The sequence below is a fragment of the Caulobacter ginsengisoli genome, from assembly GCF_030814835.1.
Lineage (GTDB): Bacteria > Pseudomonadota > Alphaproteobacteria > Caulobacterales > Caulobacteraceae > Caulobacter > Caulobacter ginsengisoli.
Genome location: NZ_JAUSVS010000004.1, coordinates 311,486 through 327,459, shown reverse-complemented (window position 1 = coordinate 327,459; position 15,974 = coordinate 311,486). Strand labels below are relative to the sequence as shown.

The 15,974-nt window shown below is 67.9% G+C and carries 9 protein-coding genes; 5 read left to right on the top strand and 4 right to left on the bottom strand.

Annotated features, from left to right (window positions below; genetic code table 11):
• Positions 1-91: 91 nt before the first annotated feature.
• Complete coding sequence (locus QO010_RS13215; RefSeq protein WP_307349824.1) at positions 92-1,336, bottom strand: serine hydrolase domain-containing protein; 1,245 nt, start codon at positions 1,334-1,336, stop codon at positions 92-94.
• A gap of 105 nt (positions 1,337-1,441) precedes the next feature.
• Here QO010_RS13215 and QO010_RS13210 point away from each other — a divergent pair, with 105 nt between their 5' ends.
• The 3 genes from QO010_RS13210 (at position 1,442) to QO010_RS13200 (ending at position 6,120) form a co-directional block, all read left to right on the top strand.
• Entirely contained in the window at positions 1,442-3,379 is a 1,938-nt protein-coding gene (locus tag QO010_RS13210; RefSeq protein ID WP_307349821.1) for an ATP-binding protein, read from the top strand.
• Between the two features lie 72 nt (positions 3,380-3,451).
• Entirely contained in the window at positions 3,452-4,753 is a 1,302-nt protein-coding gene (locus tag QO010_RS13205) for an acyl-CoA dehydrogenase family protein (RefSeq protein ID WP_307349820.1), read from the top strand.
• 74 nt (positions 4,754-4,827) lie between these two features.
• Positions 4,828-6,120, top strand: a complete 1,293-nt coding sequence (locus QO010_RS13200) for a TetR/AcrR family transcriptional regulator (RefSeq protein WP_307349818.1) — start codon at positions 4,828-4,830, stop codon at positions 6,118-6,120.
• A gap of 139 nt (positions 6,121-6,259) precedes the next feature.
• On the opposite strand, the gene QO010_RS13195 is transcribed toward QO010_RS13200, so the two are convergent.
• The 3 genes from QO010_RS13195 to QO010_RS13185 all read right to left on the bottom strand — a co-directional run bounded on the left by QO010_RS13195 (position 6,260) and on the right by QO010_RS13185 (position 12,089).
• Positions 6,260-9,265 carry a TonB-dependent receptor domain-containing protein gene (locus tag QO010_RS13195; RefSeq protein ID WP_307349817.1) on the bottom strand — a complete coding sequence of 1,002 codons (3,006 nt, stop codon included), beginning with the start codon at positions 9,263-9,265 and terminating at the stop codon, positions 6,260-6,262.
• 401 nt (positions 9,266-9,666) lie between these two features.
• Entirely contained in the window at positions 9,667-10,821 is a 1,155-nt protein-coding gene (locus QO010_RS13190; protein ID WP_307349815.1) for a serine hydrolase domain-containing protein, read from the bottom strand.
• On the bottom strand, positions 10,818-12,089 hold the full coding sequence (locus QO010_RS13185) for a TetR/AcrR family transcriptional regulator (RefSeq protein WP_307349814.1): 1,272 nt from the start codon (positions 12,087-12,089) through the stop codon (positions 10,818-10,820). The genes QO010_RS13190 and QO010_RS13185 overlap by 4 nt, the downstream gene beginning before the upstream one ends.
• Positions 12,090-12,232: 143 nt before the next feature.
• On the opposite strand from QO010_RS13185, the gene QO010_RS13180 reads away from it, so the two are divergent.
• Positions 12,233-14,479 carry a TonB-dependent receptor gene (locus QO010_RS13180; RefSeq protein ID WP_307349813.1) on the top strand — a complete coding sequence of 749 codons (2,247 nt, stop codon included), beginning with the start codon at positions 12,233-12,235 and terminating at the stop codon, positions 14,477-14,479.
• A gap of 234 nt (positions 14,480-14,713) precedes the next feature.
• Positions 14,714-15,973 (top strand): sulfatase family protein, encoded by a 1,260-nt coding sequence (locus QO010_RS13175; protein ID WP_307349811.1) that lies wholly within the window; start codon positions 14,714-14,716, stop codon positions 15,971-15,973.
• The last annotated feature ends 1 nt before the right edge of the window (position 15,974 follow it).

The following is a 15,974-nucleotide window of genomic DNA, read 5'->3' as shown; positions in this document are numbered from 1 at the left end:
GCCACCCGATACGATCGACGAGCCATACACTTCCTGGCCTTCACTCACCTCGCCGCAATCGTCATCTGGCTACGCTGAATGTCGATACGACCTAGGCGAAACTCTCGGTGATGGCCGAATAGACCAGGGTCCGCAGCTCACGCCGCACCGGATAGGCCGAGGACGGCAGCAGCTGGGTCAGGAACACCACGGTCAGGTCCTCGAGCGGATCGACCCAGAAGAAGGTGCTGGCCGCCCCGCCCCAGAAGAAGTCGCCGGCGCTGCCGGGGATCAGCGGCAGGGCCGGATCGACGGTCACCGCGAAGCCCAGGCCAAACCCGACGCCGGCATAGTTGGCCTCGCTGAACAGCGAGCGGGACATGGTGGCCATGTCCTGGCCGCCGGGCAGGTGGTTGGCGGTCATCAGATGGAGGGTCTTGGGGCTGAGCAGCCGCGCCCCGTCCAGCTCGCCGCCGTTCAGCAGCATGCGGCAGAAGCGCAGATAGTCCTCGGCGGTCGAAACCAGCCCGCCGCCGCCCGACACCAGCTCGGGCGCGCGCAGATAGACGCTCTTGGTCGGGTCCTCCTGCAGCTTTGGCTTGTCCGCGACCTGCTTGGAGCCGAGCGCGCCGACCGCATAGCAGGCCGTCAGCCGGCCTTCCTCGCCCTTGCGCACCTGGAAGGCGGTGTCCTTCATGCCGAGCGGCTTGAAGATTTCCTCCTCCAGATAGACCGGGAACGGCCGGCCGCTGATCTTGCCGACCAGATAGCCCAGCACGTCGGTCGAGACCGAATAGTTCCAGGCCTCGCCCGGCGAGAACTCCAGCGGCAGCCTGGCCAGGTCCGCGATCATGTCGTCCAGGCTGCCGGCGTCGACAAACTCGCCCACCTTCAGCTTGCGATAGGCGGCGTCGACATTGGTCATCTGCTGGAAGCCGTAGGTCAGGCCCGAGGTATGGCGCAGCAGGTCGACGATCTGCATCGGCCGCGCGCAGGGCTTGGTGCGGAAGCCGTCGACGGTCCCCCCGTCATAGACGCCCAGGTTGGCCCAGGCGGGGATGTGCTTGGCCACCGGATCGTCCAGCGCCACCAGCCCCTGCTCGACCAGCATCATGAAGGCCACCGAGGTCACCGGCTTGGTCATCGAATAGATGCGGAAGATGCTGTCCTCGCTGAGGGGCTTGCCGCGCTCGATATCGGCCGAGCCCAGCAGGGTCGAATGGGCCAGCTTGCCGCCCCGCCAGACCTTGACCTGGGCGCAGGGCAGCTTGCCCGTCTTGATGTAGCGCTCGTCGAGGAAGCGGTCGATGCGGGCCAGGCGATCGGACGACAGGCCTACGGACTCGGGCTTGGACATCTCTCAAAAACTCCCTGACGTTTTGATCGGCTTATCGAAGATCAGGTATGGGGCAACTCAAACTTTACCTTGATGCGGCAAATTCCTCACCCAGAGGAAACACGCATGGCCGAGAAGACCCCCGACGAGATCGGGTCCCGGGCGCCGTCTGAGTTGGACATCGAAGCCGCGCGCTGGTTCTTCCAGAACACGGACGACGTCTTTCTGGTGCTCGAAGGCTCGCTGATCACCCGGATCAATCCGGCCTGGACGGCGTTGGCCGGCTGGTCGGACGCCGACACCGTCGGCCGCGCGATCGAGGACTTCCTGCATCCCGATGACGGCGTTTCGGTCCAGCAGGTCATCGATGACCTGAACGCCAGCGGCTCGGCCCTGGCCGAGCACCGCCTGGCCCACAGCAACGGCGACTGGCTGTGGGTCAAGAGCCGCGCCAAGCGCAGCGCCGACGGCGCCACCATCGTCGTCCTCAAGGACGTCACCGCCGAGCACGAGGAGGCCGAGGCCGCCGAGACCGCCCACCGCACCAGCGAACTGCTGCGCAACGCCGCCGGCATCTTCACCTGGAAGTTCAACCCCGACACCGGCATCTACCTGGTCGACGCCGACCTGCCCGCCCAGACCACGCCGGGCGGCCCCGGCAGCCGGGTGCTGTCGGCCGACCAGATGGGCGCCGAGATCCACAAGGACGACCGGGCCGACATGTGGACGGCCTTCGCCACCACCCTGGCCACCGGCGAGCCGCAGGTCATCGAATACCGTCACCAGGTCGAGGGCGGCCCGGTCGCCCGGCTGCGGGCCGCCTGGCGCGGCCTGCGGCGGCTGGACAGCGGCAAATGGGAAATCCTGGGCATCACCCAGGACGTCACCGAGGTCGCCGAGGCCCGCGACGCCGCCCGTGAGGGCGAGCGCGCCGCCCAGGCCGCGGCCGAGGCCAAGTCGCAGTTCCTGGCCAATATGAGCCACGAGATCCGCACGCCGATGAACGGGGTGCTGGGGGTGCTGCACCTGCTCAAGGGCGAGGCCCTGTCGGCGGACGGCCGGCGCCTGCTCGAGGAGGCGGTGGGCTGCGGCCAGATGCTGGCCGAACTGCTCAACGACGTCATCGACTTCTCCAAGGTCGAGGCCGGCCACCTGGAACTGCATCCCGAACCGGTCGAGGCCGGGATCCTGCTGACCAGCGTCGCCGACCTGCTGCGGCCCCAGGCCGAGAGCCGGGGCCTGTGGTTGCGCGCCATCGCCCAGCCGGACCTGGGCTGGGTGGACATCGATCCGGTGCGGTTGCGCCAGATCCTGTTCAACCTGATCGGCAACGCGGTGAAGTTCACCCTGGAGGGCGGGGTCGAGGTGCGGCTGAGCCACCGGGATGCGCGGCTGCGGATCGAGGTGCAGGACACCGGAGTCGGGATCAGCGAGACCGCCCAGGCCGGGCTGTTCCAGCGTTTCCATCAGGCCGACGGCTCCACCACCCGCCGCTTCGGCGGTTCGGGCCTGGGCCTGGCCATTACCCGCCGCCTGGCCGACCTGATGGGCGGCGAGATCGGCTTCGCCAGCGAGGCCGGCAGCGGCTCGACCTTCTGGGTCGAACTGGCCGCCCCGCGCGTGGCGGGCCGGGCCGCCAGCCCGTCCGAGACCGGCGACCTGCTCGAGGGCCTTTCGGTGCTGGTGGTGGACGACAACGCCACCAACCGCCTGATCGCCACCCGCATGCTCGAGAACCTGGGCGCCCAGGTTCAGACGGCCGAGGACGGGGCCGAGGCCCTGGCCGCCGCCGGCCAGGTCGGGTTCGACCTGATCTTCATGGACATCCAGATGCCGGTGATGGACGGGATGGAGGCCACCCGCCACATCCGCGCCCTGCCCGCGCCGCTGTGCCAGATCCCGATCATCGCCATGACCGCCAACGCCCTGGCCCACCAGGTGCAGTCCTATCTGGCGGCCGGCATGAACGCCTCGGTGGCCAAGCCGCTCAGCCCGGCGGCCCTGATCGCCACCATCGCCCGGCTGGCGAGCGAGGCGGAAGAGCAGCGGACCGACGCCGCCTGAGGCCGTTTGGCCTTTCCTCCGCCATACCGGTCATTCTAAACTCACCCCAAACACCAAGGGAGAGGACGGACCATGGCCTGGGATTTTGAAACCGACCCGGACTTCCAGGAAAAGCTCGACTGGATGGACGGCTTCGTCCGCGACGAGGTCGAGCCGCTCGACCGGCTGAAGCTGCATCCCGCCGACGTTAAGAACCCCCTCTACAACCGCCTGGTCCGGCCGCTGCAGGCGCAGGTCAAGGCCAAGGGATTGTGGGCCTGCCACCTGGGGCCCGAGCTGGGCGGCCAGGGCTATGGCCAGGTGAAGCTGGGCCTGATGAACGAGATCCTGGGGCGCTCGCACTTCGCCTCCTCGGTGTTCGGCTGCCAGGCCCCCGACACCGGCAACGCCGAGATCATCGCCCATTACGGCACTCAGGCACAGAAGGACCGCTATCTGCGTCCGCTGCTGGACAACGAGATCGTCTCGGCCTTCTCGATGAGCGAGCCGACCGGCGGTTCCGACCCGCTGACCTTCACCACCCGGGCCGAGCCGGACGGCGAGGGCGGCTGGATCCTCAATGGTGAGAAGTGGTTCTCGACCAACGCCAAATGGTCGGAGTTCCTGATCGTCATGGCCGTCACCGACCCGGACGCGGCCCCCTATCAGCGGATGTCGATGCTGCTGGTCCCGACCAACACGCCCGGCGTCGAGATCGTCCGCAATGTCGGGGTCGGCTATGCCGGCGAGGGTTCCGAGGGCTACATGCGCTACACCGACGTGCGGCTGCCGGGCGAGGCCTTGCTGGGCGAGCGCGGCGGCGCCTTCGTCATCTCCCAGACGCGGCTGGGCGGCGGGCGCATCCACCACGCCATGCGCACGGTAGGCCAGGCCAGGAAGGCGCTGGACCTGATGTGCCAGCGGGCCGTCTCACGCCAGACCCGCGATGGCCCCCTGGCCAGCAAGCAGGCGGTGCAGATGCAGATCGCCGACAGCTGGATCGAGCTGGAGCAGTTCCGCCTGCTGGTGCTGCACACCGCCTGGAAGATCGACAAGTACAAGGACTATCGGAAGGTCCGCAAGGACATCGCGGCGGTGAAGGTGGCCATGCCCCGGGTCTACAACGCCATCGCCACCCGGGCCCTGCACATCCATGGCGCCCTGGGGGTCTCCAACGAGATGCCGTTCGTCGGCCAGGTGATCGGCAGCCTGGTGATGGGCATCGCCGATGGCCCCACCGAGGTCCACCAGGTCACCCTGGCCCGCCAGCTGCTCAAGCGCATCCAGCCCTCGAACGAGCTGTTCCCGTCCTACAGCATCCCGCAGCAGCGCGAGGACGCCCTGGAGAAATACGCCGAGATCCTGGCCGAGGTTCAGGAAACGGAAGCGGCGTGAGATTTGCGGCAGTTCCGCTGCCGCTTTTCCGTGCAAACCGTTGCAAGGCGGGTGGCTTCCGTTAGGTTGACCTTATGGTCAGCCCAGGCGCCGCTGCCGAACCTCTCGCCCCCGCCAACGACGCGCCCAAGAGCGACGTGGGCGGCGCGACGGCGCGGTTCGCCGCCAAGAAGGAGGCCATCCTGGCGGCCGCCACCACCATCCTCAACCGCCAGGGCGTCAAGGGCATGACCCTGGCCGGGGTGGCCCAGGACGTGGGGCTGATCACCACCAGCGTCACCTACTATTTCCGCAAGAAGGAAGACCTGGCCGCCGCCTGCTTCCTGCGCGGCATCGAGATCTTCGACCAGCTGGCGGTCGAGGCGACTGCCGCCCAGGGCGGCGCGCGCGAGCGGCTGCGGCGGTTCCTGGAACTGTTCTTCGAGATGGCGACCCGCATCCGCCATCATGAGGCGCCGCCGATCGTCAGCTTCACCGAGATGCGCACCCTCAAGGAGCCGCACCGGACCACGGTGACCGGCGCCTTCCACGACCTGTTCCGCCGGGTGCGCGGCCTCTTCGAAACGCCCGAGTTCGCCGGGATGGAGCGGGCCGAGGCCAGCGCCCGCACCCACCTTTTGCTGGAACAGACCTTCTGGACGGTCGCCTGGACCCGCCGCTACGACGTCGAGGACTATCCCCGCATCCGCGACCGGATGTTCGACATCCTGACCGGGGGCCTGGCCAGCGGCTCGCCCAGCTGGTCCCCGCACGCCCTGCCCGACCTCGCCGACCCGCTGCCCGGCGAGGCGGACCAGGTCCGCGATCCGGGCCAGGAGACCTTCCTGGTCGCCGCCACCCGGCTGATCAATCAGAAGGGCTATCGCGGGGCCTCGGTCGAGGACATCTCGGCCCAGCTCAACGTCACCAAGGGCAGCTTCTACCATCACAACGAAGCCAAGGATGACCTGGTCATCGCCTGCTTCGAGCGCACCTTCACCATCATGCGCCGGGCCCAGCTGGCGGCCCGCGACCTGCCGACCGACCAGTGGACCCGCCTGGCCTCGGCCGCCGCCGCCCTGGTGGAGTTCCAGCTGTCGGACCGGGGACCGCTGCTGCGCGCCTCGGCCATGGGCGCCCTGCCCACCGACATCCGCCACGAGATGGTCGAGCGCTACAACCGCGTCTCCGACCGTTTCGCCGGCATGATCGCCGACGGCGTCGCCGAGGGCTCGATCCGCCCGGTCGACCCGCTGATCGCCGCCCACATGCTGAACTCGATGCTCAACGCGGCGGCGTCGCTGGGGGCCTGGGCGCCGGGGGTCAGCCGCGAGGAGGCCGGGGCGCTGTTCGTGCGGCCGCTGCTGGCCGGGTTGTTCGCGCGGTAATCCCACAAATCCTCCCCCGGAGGGGGGGATTTGAGCGTCTCTTCAAACGAAAACGGGGCGGCTTGCGCCGCCCCTCTCTACCCCAAACGAAAACGGGGCGGCTTGCGCCGCCCCGTCCCCGACCGATCCTCAGCGAGGATCAGAAACGCTTGGTCAGGCTGAACTTGTAGGTCCGGCCCAGGCCGCTGGCCGTGAACGGGTCGTAGTTCAGGTCCAGACGGGCGAACGGCGGATCCTCGTCGAAGAGGTTGTCCACCGAGACCACGGCCGTCGTATCCCAGGGCAGGAACACGCGGTAGGTCAGGTCGCTGGTGACGAAGGCGTCGATCGTATAGCCCTTGTCCAGCCCGAAGGGCGTGCCGTTCTCCAGCTTGTAGGGCAGAGCCGCACAGGTGCTGGCGCTGACCACGGTGCAGAAGATGCCCTTGTTGCCAGCCGGCCCGCCGCGCAGATCGGTGTATTCGCCGATGTAGCGGACGGTCCAACGCAGGTTATGCGGGCCATTATTGTACTCGAAATAGACGTTGCCCTTCCACTGCGGCAGCGGATAGGCCGTCGTCTGGTAGTTCAGGTGGCCCACCGCATCGAAGGCCGGGGCGACGGTGATGCCCGCCACCTGAGTGGCTTCGGTCTTGTATTCCAGCACGTAGGTCGCGCCGCCACCGACGGTGAACGTGCCGCCCATGATGTCGTCGAACTTCCAGTCGGCCAGGAAGTCCAGGCCCGAGGTCTTCACCCCGGCGCCGTTGACCGTATTGGTCCGCAGGCGCGTGATGTTGGCCGACGAGCAGGCGCCGTTGAAGGTGAACAGCGCCTGGATGCTGGCATAGGTTGGGTTGCCGCAGTTGTTGGGCAAGGCGGCGCCGTTCGGGAACAGGGCCGCCACGATGCCGGACACCGGGTCGGTGGTGATCGGATCCTGGAAGTCGAAGTTCCAGTAGTCGAGCGTCGCCTTCAAGCCGCCGAGCTCGAAAATGGCGCCGACGCTGTAGGTCGTGGCCTTCTCGGGCTGGAGGTTCGGGTTGCCGTAGATGTCGACCGCGCGGAAGGTGCCGTTGATCGACTGCAGCGAGGTGATGAAGTCGTTGTTCAGCGACACCGGCGGCGGAGCCCGGAAGGTGGTGCCCACCGAAGCCCGCAGGGCGAACGGCTCGACCACCTGCCAGCGGACCGACAGTTTGGGATTGAAGGTCGATCCCACCGCGCCGCCGTAGTCTTCATAACGCGCCGCGAGCGAGGCGTTGAAGTTGTCGGAGAACGGCAGGCTCAGTTCGCCGAACACCGAATAGACGCCCTGGTCGAGGCTGACCTCGTTGCCGACGCCCAGGAAGGCGAACGGTCCCTGGCCGTTGGCGCAGACCTTGTTGCCGTTGATCGGGGTGTCGACGCAGGGATTCAGCGCGCGGTTCGAGAGATCGTTGTAGCTGGCGTCGAACGTCTGGCGACGATACTGCGCCCCCAGCGCCCAGGCCGCGTCACCGCCGCCCATGGTCCAGGCCTTGCCGTTGAGGACGGCTTCCAGCACGAACACGCTGGTGGTCTGTTCGGTCTCCAGTTTCTGGAAGAACCAGCGGGTCAGGGCTGGGCTGTTAGCCAGGGCGGGGTTGTAGGTGGCGTTCGTCTGACCGGTTATGGCGTTGGAGGGGATGGCGTTGGAGAAGGGATTGAACCACTGGCAAGGGCCCACGCCAGGCGTCCCTGTCAGGTAGTCGCAGCCCGGACCGCCAAGCCCGCGTAGGGCCAGTTGGAAACGGCTGACCACGGTGTCATAGCCGGTCCGTGTGCCACGCTCCTGGCCCCAGGTGGCGCTGACGTCCCAGCCGATGCCGTTTTCCCATTCGCCATTCAGATCGGCGACGAAACGCCAAGCGTGGAACCCACGGCTGCCTTCCGAAGCCCCGTAGTTGAACATCGGGTTGCCGCCCAGGGCGTAGGGCCGGTTGGCAACCACGAAGGCGCCCGGGGCCACCCCCGGGAAAAAGACCGAGGTGCCGGTCGCCAATTGAGCCTGGGTGGAGCCCGGGACCCCGCCGGGATGGGCGGCAATGTAGGCCGCGAAGCCGGGGTTGGTGACCGGCACATAGTAGCGACCGGAGGCCGACGGCGCCGGCGCTGTGACGCTATTTGGGGTGGCCAGCAGAGCATAGGAAGGTGAGGTCTTCCAATTCGGCACGTCCGTGGAGGCATAGAGGCCTTCCAGGTGGAACTTGGTCGTCGCCGTCAGATCGACATCCCAGGACGCGAAGAGCTGGTAGCGGTCTTCCTTCTCGACCAGATTGTCGTAGCTGTTGTAGCGCCAGTAGCAGACCGGCGTCGTGCCGCTGAAGCCGGCGAAGCCGCCAAGGGGGCTGCACTGGTCATCCCGGAAAGGGGCCAGGGTGCCGAGTGGCACGAAGGTCGAGGGATTGCCCGCCGCGGACCAGCCGCCTTCCGGGTTTTGCGTATAGTCGAGCTGCGACCAGTCACGTTCGGTCATGCTCAGTTCGGAGCGGTGCTGGTAGCCGGCGGTCAGCAGGATGCTCTGGCGATCGTCGCCCCAGCCCCAGACGATGCTGCCGGTATAGTCGCCGTCGGAACCGTCGATGACCTTGTAGCTGCCGCTGACCTCGGCCCCATCGAAGCTCTTGCGGGTGATGAAGTTGACCACGCCGCCGATGGCGTCGGAGCCGTAGGTCGCCGCCGCGCCGTCCTTCAGCACTTCGACCCGGGCGAGCGCCGCGGACGGAATGATGTTGGTGTCGACCGCGCCGGCGCCGGCCAGGCCGAACGGGTTGATCGGCATGCGCCGGCCGTTCAGCAGCACCAGGGTGCGGGTGGGGCCGAGGCCGCGCAGGTTGACCGAGCCCGAGCCTTCCGAGCCCTGAGCGCGGGCGTCGAACTGGTTGGTGTCGCCGAGCACCCCGTTCGAGACCGACAGGCCTTTGAGCAGTTCGACCGTGCTGGGCGAACCCTGCTTGGCCAGTTCTTCCTGCCCGATCACGTCGACCGGCAGGGCCGCGTCTTCCGGCGTGCCGGCGATCAGCGAGCCCGTGACGATGACGGCCTCGACGTCGACCGGTTCCGTGCCCTGAGCGGCTGCGACGCCGCTGATGGATAACGCAATCGCAAGCGCAGACCCGCTCGCTAGGTAAGCAATCCTCCGCATAACTCCCTCCCTGATGTTTTTTTCACTGTGCTTTTGTCTATTCGGACTTGGGCCTGGGCTTTGCGCCGCTTTTGAAGCCCCACGGCGATAGCCGTGGTCCGAACCTTGAGCCCCATGGTCGCCTTCGCGGCGCCGCCCTGGCGCGCTTCGAAAGCCTTGGAGCATGAGCGGGAACACCCGCCGTATGCAGAGGAGTGGAGGATTTGGGGGAACAGGGAACCGACGCGTCGGGACGCATCCCGCGCTGAGGTCTTGCCGTCAAAGACAGCCCGCCTGCCAAGCAACCCCCTTGGCCGATTCGATTCACGGCGTTGGGATAACGCCGTCGCGTTTCGAGAATGCGGTATGTTTTGACTTCGCGTCAACCGGTTCGCGGCCCAGCGTCCAAGCTGTGGGGAATGTCAGCGGGCCTTGGCGGCGCCCAGAACAGCCTCGCAAAGTCCGCCCGTGCGCGGGTCGCCGACCAGCTCGGGACCCATGCGATTACAGACATAGCCGATGGCGACCTCGGCGTCCGGGTCGGCGCAGCCGAACGATCCGCCCCATCCGGAATGTCCGTAAGCCTCTGAATTGGGCCCGTAAATTCCGGGCCGGTTGAGGGCCATGCCCATCGACCAGCAGTCGTCGAAACCCAGGAACATATCCACCCTGCCTGCCCCTACGGCAGGCTGCAGCATCCGCCGCACCGCGCCTGCCGACAGCACCCTCACACCGTCCAACCCGTCGAACACAAGCGCGGCATAAAGTTTGGCCAAACCAAGGGCGGAGGCGTGACCGTTCGCCGCAGGGACCTGCGCGGCGCGCCATTCTCGCCTGTTGGGCGATTCCGGGTCCTGCTGGGGGTTGCTGAGCGCCATCAGGGCCGCCGGCGGTAGAGCCGCCAGCAGGGCTTCGTCGAGCGGGGCGGTGGGCCCGACGATCTCGGCGACCCGGTCCTCCAGCGCCGGGGGCAGTCCCACGAAGATGTCCGCGCCCAGCGGCCCGGCCACCTGCTCGGCCAGGAAATCGCCCGGCGTCTGGCCGGTGACCCGCCGGATCAACTCCCCCGCCAGCCAGCCATAGGTCATGGCGTGATAGGAGCTGGCCTCGCCCGGCGGCCAGAGCGGCGCCTGGCGCTCCAGCTTTCCGACGCAACCGGCCCAGTCCAGCTGGTCGTCGACGCTGGTGGGCTCGGCGAACCCCGGCAGGCCGGCCTGGTGGGACATCAGCTGCGCCACCGTCGTGTCGCCCTTGCCGGCTTGGCCAAATTCCGGCCAATGGTCGGCGACCCTGTCCTCGTAGGTCAGCAGCCCGGTATCGACCAGCCTGGCCACCGCCACGGCGACCGCGCCCTTGGTGGCCGACCAGACGTTGATCAGGCTGTCCCGCCGCCAGGGCCGGGTCCGGGCCCTGTCCGCCCAGCCGCCCCAGAGGTCGGCGACCAACGCGCCGCGGTGATAGACGGCCAGGGCGGCGCCCAGCTCCTGATAGTCGCCCTCGCGCAGGAAGTTGGCCTCGAAGGCGGCGCGGACGGCCTCGAATCCCGGCGCGACGGTTCCCTGGATCGGAGAACTCATGACGCCACCCTGGAATTGCGCCGCTTGAGGCCGGCGATGAACAGCAGGCAGATCTCGTCGGCCACGGCGCCGGCGGCGCGCGGATCGTTGGGATCCAGCCATTTGGGCAGCCATTCGAACACCCCCGCGCCGATCTCGGCGGCGGTGTCGAAGTCCATCGGCCGGTGGCTGCCGTCGGCCAGACCCTGGCGGGCCAGGCCGTGGAAATGCACCTGCAGCGCCCGGGCCCGCCGTTGCAGGTCGCGCCGGGCCTTGGCCGGCAGGGCGTCGGCGCCGGCCATCTGGATCAGCGGGGCCAGGCCGCTGGCATGGGCCAGGACGTTGAGGCGCAGGCTGATCAGCCCCTGTTCGAGGCCATTGCGGCCCGCCTCTCCGGCCTTGGCGAACCGCTCATAGAGGTCGAAGGCGCGCTCGTAGCAGCGCACGACCAGCTCGGTCTTGTTGTCGAGATAGTGGTAGACGGCGCCCTTGGTCGCCCCCAGGGCGGCGGCGATGTCGTCCAGCGACACGCCCGCCACGCCCCGGCGGTTGAACAGCTGCGAGGCGGTCATCAGCACCTGTTCCAGCTTGGCGCCGCTCATGGCCTCGCGGTCGAAGGCGTTGGGCGGGCGGGGGAAGAACTGCTCGATGGCCACGGGCGAGACGAAGGCCTGGCTGGGATCGGCCGCCTGGCCCAGGGTGACCATGTCGACCAGGGTGTCGGCCCCGCGGGCCCGGAAGGCGGTGTGGTCGCCCTCGACCCAGGCCTCCGACAGGGGAGCCCAGGAAACCGCGCCGACCAGGGCCTGGGCGATCACCTCGTCGTCGCAGGGGCGGATCGAGCCGTCGGCGATTCCGCGCCGGATCAGGGCCCGCAGCCGTTCGACATTGGCCGCGTGGACGCCGGCCACCGCCGTGCGCCCCGGCTCGGCCAGGGCGTCCAGTTCGCTGAGCACCGCCGTCGCCGGTCGATCCGGGGCCAGGGCGGCGCGCAGATAGGCGGTCACCGCCCCCAGGCCGTCCTCGGCCGCCTCGGCCAGAGCCAGGTCCTGCGCCATCCGCTCACAGCTGCGCTGGTAGGCCAGCAGGGCCAGGGCCTCGCGGTCCTTGACGTAGTAGTAGAGCGCCGCCCGGGTCAGGCCGACGGACCTGGCGATCCGGCTGAGCGAGGCGCCGGCCAGGCCACGGGCGTTGAACTCCCGCGCCGCGCCTTCGAGCAGAGCGTCGAGCCGGGCGGCCCGCTTCTCGCGCGCCATCCGCTCCAGGGCGTCGGGTCCAGGCTGCAGCATCGCTCCCATCTTCGTCAGTCTGACATTTCGTTTCAAGAACCTACCCATCTGTCAAATTGTTTGACAAGTGAATTCGACAGGGGGTTATATCCACATACGCAAGTGTCAAATCGGCCAACAGAGCCGGTTAGGGGAGGAACGACATGACCCGCAATCACCGCATCGCCTTACTGGCGGCCACCGCCCTGACGGCGGCGCCGGCTCTGGCATGGGCGGCAGAACCGCCCGCAAATCAGGACACCACGATCGGCGAGATCGTCGTCACCGCCCAGAAGAAGAGCGAGCGGCTGCTGGATGTCGGCCTGGCCGTGACCAGCATCGATTCGACCCAGCTCTCGGAAGCGCGGGTCAGCCAGACCACCGACCTGACCGGCCAGGTGCCCAATGTCGACGTCAAGCAGAACATCCCCGGCGCCCAGGCCATCGTCACGGTGCGGGGCGTAGGACTGAACGACTTCTCCTCGACCAACAATTCCACGGTCGGGGTCTATGTCGACGACGTCTTCCTGGCCTCGTTCGCCCAGATGGACTTCAACTTCTATGACCTGGAGCGGGTCGAGGTGCTGAAGGGCCCGCAAGGCACCCTCTACGGCCGCAACTCCACCGCCGGGGCCATCAACATCATCTCGGCCGCCCCCTCGATGGCTGGCAACAGCGGCCAGGTCAGCGTCGGCTACGGCAACTTCCAGACCTTCGAGGCCGACGGCTACGCCAACCTCGTCGTCTCGGACAACCTGGCCTTCCGCTTCTCCGCCAAGACCGTGCAGCAGGAAGAGGGCTACTGGCGCAGCCGGGTGCTGAACGACGACCTGGGCGAACAGAACCTGCTGCTGGGCCGCGCCCAGATGCTGTGGACCCCGACCGAGGCCACCACCGTCAAGCTCAAGCTCGAAGGCGAGCGCAGCCGTTCATCCCTGGGCGTCGGCAAGTTCTTCGGCACCATCCCGACCGGGCCGGGGATTACCTGCCCCAACTTCAACAACCCGGCGGTCTGCGTCGACCAGCATGGCTATACCGACACCAGCCGCGACCCCTTCACCGGCGACTGGAACCACGACGCCCCCTATGACGTCGACCAGTGGAACGCCACGCTGCATATCGACAGCGACCTGGGCTGGGCCAAGCTGGCCTGGGTGACCGGCTATATCGACTTCAAGCGCGGCTTCTATATCGACGCCGACGCCGCCCCGACCACCGATGTCGAGTTCGACCAGAACGACAAGGTCCGCCAGTTCACCCAGGAGATCCGCCTGTCGGGTGAGGCCGGTTCGGCCGAATGGCTGCTGGGCGGCTACTACAGCTGGGACCGGGTGCAGACCCACACCCCCGGCTTCCTGGACAGCCTCTTCGTCACCCATGTGCTGATCACCGCCGACCAGGAGACCCGCACCCAGGCCCTGTTCGGCCAGGTCAAATGGCGCCTGGGCGAGACGCTCAGCCTGACCACCGGCCTGCGCTACACCAGCGAGGACCGCGACTATGTCGGCGGCACCACCGACACCAACCCCTTCAGCTCCAGCTTCCTGTGCTTTGTCGCCGGCGCCTGCGGCTTCCCACCCAACCCGGGCCAACACGTCCTGACCTTCACCGACGACAGCATCAGCGACCAGAACTGGTCCTGGCGCGTGGGCCTGGATTACAAGCCGAGCAGCGACACCCTGCTCTATGTGGCGGTCGCCCGCGGCGTGAAGAGCGGCGGCTTTTTTAACGGCGTCAGCACCAGCAACGCCGCGCTCGCCCCCTACAAGCCCGAGGAGCTCACCGACTACGAGGCCGGCTGGAAGGCCCAGCTGTTCGACCGCTCGATGCTGATCGACGCCAGTGTCTTCTATTACGACTACACCAACCTGCAGACCCAGGTGTTCACCACCGTCGGGGCCGTCACCCTGATCAAGCTGGGCAATGTCGACACCGCCACGGTCAAGGGCGCCGACCTGACCGTGACCTGGAAGCCGGTTCGCGGCCTGACCCTGCGCGGCGGCCTGGGGCTGCTGGACACCAAGCTCGGCAGCTTCAGCCTTGGCCCGGGAACCCCGGTCCCGGCCGGCAACAAGCTGCCCAACGCCCCGGACCTCACCTTCAACGGCTCGGCCCGCTATGAGTGGAGCCTGGCCGGCGACTGGACCGCCTCGGTCCAGGGCTCGGGCCACTACAGCGACGCCGTCTACAAGGAGGCGCTGAACACGCCCTACCTCAGCGCCGACAGCTACTGGCTGTTCGACGCCCGGGCCGGGATCAGCAATGGCGACTGGGACCTGTCGGTCTGGGGCAAGAACCTCGGCGACGAGCGCTACGTGACCCAGGCCACCGACGACGGCCTGGGCATGGGCTATCGGGTGTTCAACGCCCCGCGCACCTTCGGGATCACGGTGACCCGGAACTTCAACTAGCGAAGCTGCTCCTTAGAACCCTTCCTCCTCGATGGAGGAAGGGCAGGGTTGGTGGTGTTCGCTCGGAGCTTGGGCGAAAAGCGAGGGGTGGCGTGGTCGCCTCCCCGCGTTCTTCCGGAAGCGCACTGCCACCACCACCATCCCCAACCCTTCCTCCATCGAGGAGGAAGGGAGCTTCTTGCGCATTCCTGAGAGCCATCTTGTATTGGGCAGTAGGGCAGGCATCCTCTCCCCATGCGCGCGCCCAACTTCATCATCATCCTGGCCGACGACCTGGGCTATGGCGACCTCGGCTGTGACGGCGGGACGCTGATCCGCACGCCCAACCTGGATCGCATGGCCGCCGAGGGGGTCAGGCTCACCGACTTCTACGCCTCGGCCAATGTCTGCACGCCCTCGCGGGCCGGACTGCTCACCGGCCAGTACGCCATCCGCAACGGCCTGGCCCACGAGGTGCTGCAGCCGGCCGACACCAAGGGCCTGCCGCCCGACGCCTTCACCATTCCCAAGGGCCTGTCGCCCGACTACGCCAGCGCCCTGATCGGCAAATGGCACCTGGGCCATGTCGCCCCGCACTGGCCGCCCACCCGCTATGGCTTCGATGTCTTCAGGGGCCTGCCCTACAGCCACGACATGAAGCCGCTCAGCCTCTACGACGGCGAGACCGTCACCGAGGCCAAGCCCGATTTCACCAAGCTGACCGAACTGTTCTTCCAGGAAACCCTGGCCTTCGCCGAGGCCAACCGCGACCGGCCCTTCTTCGTCCTGCTGGCCCTCACCGCCCCGCATGTGCCGCTCAAGCCCAACCCCGACGACCTTACCGGCTCGCCCGCCGGCGCCTATGGCGAGGTGGTCGAGGAGATCGACCTCAATGTCGGCCGCCTGCACGCCCGTCTGGCGGAACTGGGGCTGGAGCAGGACACCCTGACCCTCTTCACCTCCGACAACGGCCCCTGGTTCGAGGGCAGCTCCGGCCCCTATCGCGACCGCAAGGGCGGCGGGGCCTGGGAAGGCGGCTTCCGCGTGCCGTTCATCGCCCGCCAGCCGGGGACCATCCCGGCAGGACGGGTCAGCGAGGCGGTGGCCAGCAATCTGGACCTGCTGCCGACCCTGCTGGCCATGGCCGGCCGGCCGCCGGCGCCGGGTGAGCTGGACGGGGCGGACATTTCAGCCGTGCTGACCGAGGACGCCCTGTCGCCGCATGAGGAACTGGTGCTGTTCAACAACGCCAAGGTCGCCGCGGTGCGGGCCGGGCGCTGGAAGTATGTGGCGCAGTCCTACTACCGCACCTACGACGTGCCGCTGGCGGCCAACCGCTATCCGCTGCTGTTCGACCTGGAGACCGATCCGGGCGAGACCTACAGCCTGGTCCTCACCCGGCCGGACAAGGCGGCCGAGATGCAGGCCCGGTTCGAGCGGGCCCAGGCGAAATACGAACCGATGGCGGGCCCGCCGCATACACCGCCGCCATCAGCGGCGGCGCATCCCGACTAGG